This window comes from Pseudomonas protegens, from assembly GCF_003732485.1.
In the GTDB taxonomy this organism is placed as follows: domain Bacteria; phylum Pseudomonadota; class Gammaproteobacteria; order Pseudomonadales; family Pseudomonadaceae; genus Aquipseudomonas; species Aquipseudomonas protegens_B.
The window spans coordinates 156,841-163,663 of record NZ_MOAK01000053.1 but is presented as its reverse complement, the minus strand read 5'-3'; the positions used below and the strand labels follow the sequence as shown (position 1 = coordinate 163,663).

The following is a 6,823-nucleotide window of genomic DNA, read 5'->3' as shown; positions in this document are numbered from 1 at the left end:
CGATGGTCCAGTCGGTGTAGTGGGAGAGGGCGTTGACGGTCTTGATCGCCATCATCGGGCCTTCAAAGGTGGACATGCCGTAGAACGCCAGGGACAGCACCAGGAACCGCAGGATCGGGTCGGTGCGCAACTTATGCCAGGCCCCGGAGAGGGTCATCATGCCGTTGATCATGCCGCCCCAGCTGGGGGCCAGGAGAATCAGCGACATGGCCATGCCCAGGGACTGGGCCCAGTCCGGCAGCGCGGTGTAGTGCAGGTGGTGCGGGCCGGCCCAGATGTACAGGGTGATCAGCGCCCAGAAGTGCACGATGGACAGGCGATAGGAGTACACCGGGCGCCCGACTTGCTTGGGCACGAAGTAGTACATCATCCCGAGAAAGCCGGTGGTGAGGAAGAAGCCCACGGCGTTGTGCCCGTACCACCACTGGACCATGGCGTCGGTGGCCCCGGAATACACCGGGTAGGACTTGAACCAGTCCACCGGGATCGACAGGTGGTTGACCACGTGGAGCATGGCGATCACCAGGATGAAGGCGCCGAAGAACCAGTTGCCGACATAGATGTGCCGGCACTTGCGCCGCACCACGGTGGTGAAGAAGACGATGGCATAGGCCACCCAGACCACGGCCATCCACACCGCGCCGGCGAATTCGATCTCGGCGTATTCCTTGGTGGTGGTGTAGCCCAGGGGCAGGGTGATCAGCATGATCACGATCACCGACTGCCAGCCCCAGAAGGTGAAGGCGGCCAGGGTGTCGGAGTACAGCCGCACCTGGCAGGTGCGCTGTACGGCGTAGTAGCTGGCGGCGAACTGGGCGCTGCCGGCGAAGCCGAAGATCACCAGGCTGGTGTGCAGCGGCCGCAGGCGGCCGAAGGTGCTCCAGGGCAGATCGAGGTTCATCTCCGGCCACACCAGTTGCGAGGCGATCCACACCCCCATGGCCATGCCGATCACGCCCCATACCACGGTTGCGACGACGAATTGGCGAACCACCTTGTAGTTGTAAGCCTGTCCGATTGTTGCTGAGTTCATGGTCAATGCTTCCACGGTTGCAAAGTCTTGCCAGGCCACCCGGTCTGGCACGGGGTGCACTGTAGGAATCAGCGAGGAAACAAAACAGACTCAGAAAAACAGCATTAATACGGATCAGATTGATCTCATGTCCACGGTACTTCGGTAGCGGCTGATATGGTTTTTTAGTTTTTACCTGAATCTGTAACGTTCTGCGCCGCATGGGCATAGTCGCCCCCTCACAACACGCGCCGTTTAGAGCACGACCAGCACCGATGAGGACGAGGTAGGCACATGTATCAGTACGACGACTATGACCGGGCCCTGGTCTTTGAGCGGGTGGCGCAGTTTCGCGATCAGGTCGAGCGCTTCATGGGCGGCCAACTGAGCGAAGAGGAATTCCTGCCCCTGCGCCTGCAGAACGGCCTCTATATGCAGAAGCACGCCTACATGCTGCGGGTGGCGATTCCCTACGGCACCCTGAGCGCCCGGCAGATGCGCACCCTGGCCAGCATCGCCCGGGACTTCGACCGCGGCTACGGGCATTTCACCACCCGGCAGAACCTGCAGTTCAACTGGATCGAGCTGGCCCAGGTGCCCGACATCCTGCAGCGCCTGGCCGAGGTGGAGATGCACGCCATCCAGACCTCCGGCAACTGTGTGCGCAACATCACCACCGAGGCCTTTGCCGGGGTCGCCGCCGATGAGTGCCTGGACCCGCGTCCCCTGGCGGAGATCCTGCGCCAGTGGTCCACCATCAACCCGGAATTCCTGTTCCTGCCACGCAAGTTCAAGATCGCCATCTGCTCGGCCAGGCAGGACCGCGCGGCGATCATGATGCATGACATCGGCCTGTATCTTTACCGTGCCCGCAACGGCGAGATGCTCCTGCGGGTGATAGTCGGCGGGGGCCTGGGGCGCACGCCGATCCTTGGCCTGCAGATTCGCGACGGGCTGCCCTGGCAGCACCTGCTGTCCTACGTCGAGGCGGTGCTGCGGGTCTACAACCGCTACGGCCGGCGTGACAACAAGTACAAGGCGCGGATCAAGATCCTGGTCAAGGCCCTGGGCATCGAGGCGTTCGCCAAGGAAGTGGAGGAGGAGTGGCAGCACCTCAAGGATGGTCCCGCGCAGCTCACCGACGAGGAGTACCAACGGGTCGCCAGCGCCTTTGTGCCGCCGCTCTACGAGCGCCTGGCGGACACCGACCTGGAGTACGGCAGCCACCTGGCCGAGTCCCCGGCCTTCGCCCGCTGGGTGGCGCGCAATGTGCACCCGCACAAGGTGCCGGGTTATACCTGCGTGGTGCTGTCCACCAAACCGGGGCCAAGCTCGCCGCCGGGGGACGTCACCGGTCAGCAGATGGACGCAGTGGCCGACTGGTCCGAGCGCTTCGGCTTCGGCGAAATCCGTATTGCCCATGAACAGAACATCGTCCTGCCGGATGTGCCCAAGTCGCAGCTGTTCGAGCTTTGGCAGTGTGCCAGCGAACACGGCCTGGGCACCGCCAACGCGGGCTTGCTGACCGACATCATCGCCTGCCCGGGCGGTGACTTCTGCGCCCTGGCCAACGCCCGGTCGCTGCCGATTACCCTGGCCATCCAGCAGCGCTTCGAGGACCTGGACTACCTCCACGACCTGGGGGATATCAGCCTGAACATCTCCGGCTGCATGAACGCTTGCGGCCACCACCACATCGGCAATATCGGCATCCTCGGGGTCGACAAGAACGGCAGCGAGTGGTTCCAGGTCACCCTGGGCGGCGCCAAGGGCCGTGACAGCGCCCTGGGCAAGGTGATCGGGCCGTCCTTCAGCGCCGAGGAAATCCCCGAAGTGATCGAGCGCATCATTGCCACCTTCGTGCGCTACCGCGAAAGCGACGAACCCTTCGTCGAAACCCTGCAGCGCATCGGCCTGGAGCCGTTCAAGGAGCGGGTCTATCCCAAGGCTATGGAGGCGCTGGCATGAACAACCTGTTGCGTCTGCACGAGGGCGACGCCCAATTGGTGGAGGACGATGCCTGGAGCCTGGTGCGCGGGGTTGACGATACGCTGCCCGACGGGCCGCTGATCCTGCCCCTGGCCCTGTGGCTGATACGTCGCATCGAGCATCACCCGGCCCGGGACGGCGTATGGATCGGCCCGGATGACGAAGTGGAAAGCCTCAAGCCCTGGCTCAAGCTGATCCCGCTGATTGCCGTGGATTTCCCGAGCTTTCGTGATGGCCGGGGCTACAGCCAGGCCTACCTGTTGCGTACCCGCCTGGGCTGGATGGGCGAGTTGCGAGCGATTGGCGACGTGCTGCGCGATCAACTGAGCCATATGCGTCAGTGCGGCTTCGACAGCTTTGCCGTGCGTGAAGACAAATGCGCCCAGGACGCCCTCAAGGGACTGGTGGGCATGAGCGTGCTCTATGGTCGCTCAGTGATCGAACCTCGCCCGCTGTTCCGCCGCCGGTAACCGCCGGCACCTTTTCCGTAGGAGCCGGCTTGCCGGCGAAGGGGCCCCGAAGATGGCTTTTGTCGGGGCCCTGGGGTCTTTCCATCCTAAAAACACCCTGCCCAGCGACAAACTTTTGGCTATACCTGTAATTCCCCTGGCCAGTTCCTGGCTGTTTCACCTACAGGAGTTACCCATGAAACTTGCATTGATGATCGGCACGGCGTGCCTTGCCTCTTTGGCCATGGTCGGCTGCTCCAGCAAAGTGACCCAGCCCGACGAATATTCCGGGTTTCTCCAGGACTACAGCCGGCTCAAGGAGGCCAAGTCGCCCTCCGGGGTGGAGGTGATGCGCTGGATCGATCCCAAGCTGGATGTAGGCCGGTACCGGGCGATCTATATCGAGCCCACCCAGTTCTACCCGCAGCCACAAGCCACGGCGAAGATTCCCCAAAGCACCCTCAACGGTATCAATCAGTATTACGACCAGGCCCTCAGGCGTGAAGCGGCCCGCAGCCTGCCTCTCGCCGAGGGCCCAGGTCCGGGCGTGGTGGTCGTACGGGCGGCGATCACCGCTGTCAGCAGCAAAACCGAAGGCCTGAAGCCGTATGAAATCATTCCCGTGGCCCTGGTGGCAGCGGCGGTCAGCACCGCCACCGGAATTCGCGACCAGGAAACCACGCTGGGCACCGAGGCGGTGTTTCTCGATGGCAGCAGTGGCAAGGTGATTGCTCAGGTGGTGCGCAAGGGCACCGGCAAACCCCTGAATAACGACACTCAAGTGATGAAGGCCGATGACGTGAAGAACGTCATCGACGGTTGGGCGGCGGACTTCCACCAGTCTTTTGCCAAGCTCAAGGCGCGTTAGGGTCTGATTGTCCGGCGGCGGCCAACAGGGGCTGATGCCGCTTCAATAGTCCATCTGGGCCTGCTTGTTGTAGTAGCTGAGCAGCGAGTCGTAGGCCCGCATGACGGCGTGATAGTCCTCGCTCAGACGCTGTGGATCAGCCTGTTTGTGCCAGTCCTGATGCAAGGCGAGCAGGGCTTGCTGGTAGCGCTGCGCTGGCCGCGTGATCTGGCTCCATAGGTAATGGGCCGGTTGGGTGCGGCTGCTCTGTGGTCGGTTGCGCAAGGGCTGCCCGGCATCCCAGGCCTGTTGCAGATCCTGGCTGGCTTGCGCCAGTTGCTCCGGGGTCAGGGTTTTCTCGCGCATGCCCTGGCTGATCTGCTCCACTGTGAGTCGCGCCTGGATCATGTAGTCCAGCAGATGCCAATGGATGTCCTGTCCCAGCCGTTGCTCAAGCAGCCGCTGTTGCTCGCGTCGGGCGCCGATGTCTGCGCTCGCCAGGGCGTCGCGCAGCTCGGCGGAGGCTTGCAGGTAGTGGTCGAACTTGGGCTTGAGCAGGGCGACAGTGGCTGTGTCTTCCTCGGCCGGCATGTAAGCGCCGGGTACGGCGCTGGAATGAGCGCGACGGGCAAGGTTGGCCTGGTGCAGCGCGTCGATGTAGCGTTCGGCCAGGCCGATCAGCGGGGCGTCGGGTTGCAGGTGGCGCAGCCGATAGAGCATGCGCGGTTCGCAGTCGCGGGTGGGCAGGGTGTCCATGTCGGTCTTCGCGCCATCGGCGAAGTCCTTGGCATTGTTCAGCAGATCGGCGAACGCCATGCGCCAGGCCGGTTGAGTGCCATAGGTGTAATAGCCCAGGCGCCATGGCACATCGTATTGGTTGACGCAGTCGATCAGCGGCGCCCTGGCCGCAGCCTGGGCACTGGCGGCACTGTCCAGGCCGGCCAGCCACAGTTCGAAGCGGGCGATCGGGGCTCCGGCACCCAGGAGCGCAAACAAGCCAAAAATCAGCGCGCAACCGAAAATCAGCAATGGGCGCTGGCTCATGGCCGGTTCTCCTTGGGGTACCACTGTTCCTCGGTAGCCGGTGCTGCGCACTCGGGGACATTGGCCGGCATGCGCGCGCACAGGCGCTCGGTCCAGGGCTGCAGGCCCTGGTAACGCCCGCTGGTGTGGCGCTCGTCGAACCACTTGAGGGTGGCAATTGCGGCCACCAGTAGCACCAGCCCTGCGCCCAGCAGCAGGCGACGCGGCCAGGGATTGATGCGTTGCCAGGCGTTCAGCGGGTCGATCTGGCGCTGACGGGCCAGGGCCACCAGCAGCAGGACCCCAAGATAAGTGATCGTGGCCACCGGGTGGACCGCCACGCCCAGCAGTCCGCCCAGTAGCGCCGCGGGCAACAGGTCGCGAATCAGTTGCACGTCGTGATAGGGCGTCCGGTGCCGAGGCAGGCATTGGCTGAGGCGCTCGTCCCACTGGAACAGGCGTTGGCTCAGGGGCCGCCAAAGTCGCTGCAGCCCTTCGCCCGCGGCGCAGAAGCACAGAGCCCAGACCAGCGTCACTCCGACAATCTCCCAGGGGCTGCTGTCTTGCCCGGCGTAATCGGCCATCGCGCCGGTGAGGCAGGCCAGAACCACCCCCAGGAGCATCGGCCAGCTGTTGATCGCGTGTTCCCAGTCGCGCCAGAAGTAGGGGTTGCTGGCGGGCATGCCGGCGGCGACTTCCGGGTAGTCTGCAGCCAGGCTCGCGGCCAGCGTGTGGCAGGCCTGCCAGTCCAGGCTGCCCAGGTGCCGGGCCCAGGCGCGGCGCTGACGGAAGCTCAGGGGCGCGAGCAACAAGCGTGCAGCACGGTGTTCCGGGGTGCTCGGCGGTTCGTTCGCCAGTTGTTGCTGGCAGGCCAGGTACAGCGGTGCCTGATGGCGTTTCAACAGCCGCGGCCAGAGCTGTTCCGGGCAGTTGTCTGCACTATTGGTGTGCCAGCCCTGGCCGGCGCAGACCGCCTGGAACACCGCCACCGACCAATAGGGGCTATTGACCAGTGTTCGTGCCAGCCATTGGTTGAACCATTGTCGGTGTTGCAGATGGAGCAGCCAGGCATGGGCTGAACGCTGGGCGTAGGCCTGCAGGAACGCCGCTTCATCCTTGGCCTCCAGGGCTGCGGCCAGCGGCTCTTGCACTCGCTGATAGAGCTGTTGCTGCAACTCCTGCACCAGATACTCCGGCAGATCCAGGCGTTGCCAGGCACTCATCCAGCGCAGATGCTCGAAGCCCCAGTGCAATATCGCGTCTGCCTGTGTCGGGTGTTCGACGCAATAGCGCAGCAGGGCCAGTTCGAACTCATAGGCGCACGCCTGCTCCTGGGCCTGCTGAAAGCGCTGGTCGAGCTGGTCGACATGCAGCTCCTTGAGCAGAATTGCCACCCGCTGCACCGGTGACAGTGCCAGCGTTACCGGCTCGTTGTCCGCCCAGGTCTCGACTGTCTCCAGGGTCTCGTTCTGTTGCTCCCAATCCTTGTGGGCCAGGGCCTCT

Annotated in this window: 5 protein-coding genes and 1 pseudogene; 3 read left to right on the top strand and 3 right to left on the bottom strand. The window is 63.9% G+C overall.

Translation table 11 applies throughout. From position 1 onward, the window contains the following. Positions 1 to 940 (bottom strand): annotated as a pseudogene (locus BLX41_RS13845) (cbb3-type cytochrome c oxidase subunit I); the annotation flags it as partial. Positions 941 to 1,306: 366 nt separating this feature from the next. Between BLX41_RS13845 and BLX41_RS13835 the strand changes: the two are divergent. The 3 genes from BLX41_RS13835 to BLX41_RS13825 all read left to right on the top strand — a co-directional run bounded on the left by BLX41_RS13835 (position 1,307) and on the right by BLX41_RS13825 (position 4,318). After that, the gene (locus BLX41_RS13835; protein ID WP_123725345.1) at positions 1,307 to 2,980 is read left to right on the top strand and encodes a nitrite/sulfite reductase; all 1,674 of its coding nucleotides are present in this window, start codon (positions 1,307 to 1,309) and stop codon (positions 2,978 to 2,980) included. Beyond that, positions 2,977 to 3,471 (top strand): DUF934 domain-containing protein, encoded by a 495-nt coding sequence (locus BLX41_RS13830; RefSeq protein WP_123725344.1) that lies wholly within the window; start codon positions 2,977 to 2,979, stop codon positions 3,469 to 3,471. The genes BLX41_RS13835 and BLX41_RS13830 overlap by 4 nt, the downstream gene beginning before the upstream one ends. A gap of 175 nt (positions 3,472 to 3,646) precedes the next feature. Next, positions 3,647 to 4,318 carry a DUF3313 domain-containing protein gene (locus tag BLX41_RS13825; RefSeq protein ID WP_123725343.1) on the top strand — a complete coding sequence of 224 codons (672 nt, stop codon included), beginning with the start codon at positions 3,647 to 3,649 and terminating at the stop codon, positions 4,316 to 4,318. 42 nt (positions 4,319 to 4,360) lie between these two features. Here the strand turns inward: BLX41_RS13825 and BLX41_RS13820 are convergent, their stop codons facing one another. Continuing rightward, positions 4,361 to 5,341: a DUF3829 domain-containing protein gene (locus BLX41_RS13820; RefSeq protein WP_185073538.1), complete on the bottom strand. Its 981-nt coding sequence runs from the start codon at positions 5,339 to 5,341 to the stop codon at positions 4,361 to 4,363. Further along, positions 5,338 to 6,823: molecular chaperone DnaJ (locus BLX41_RS33650; protein ID WP_185073536.1), on the bottom strand; the 1,486-nt coding region annotated here is incomplete at its 5' end. The genes BLX41_RS33650 and BLX41_RS13820, both read right to left, overlap by 4 nt.

Bases quoted from the DNA above. Each gene is read 5' to 3' on its own strand.
- BLX41_RS13825 (WP_123725343.1), top strand. From the start codon at position 3,647: ATGAAACTTGCATTGATGATCGGCACGGCGTGCCTTGCCTCTTTGGCC.
- BLX41_RS13830 (WP_123725344.1), top strand. From the start codon at position 2,977: ATGAACAACCTGTTGCGTCTGCACGAGGGCGACGCCCAATTGGTGGAG.
- BLX41_RS13835 (WP_123725345.1), top strand. From the start codon at position 1,307: ATGTATCAGTACGACGACTATGACCGGGCCCTGGTCTTTGAGCGGGTG.
- BLX41_RS13820 (WP_185073538.1), bottom strand. From the start codon at position 5,341: ATGAGCCAGCGCCCATTGCTGATTTTCGGTTGCGCGCTGATTTTTGGC.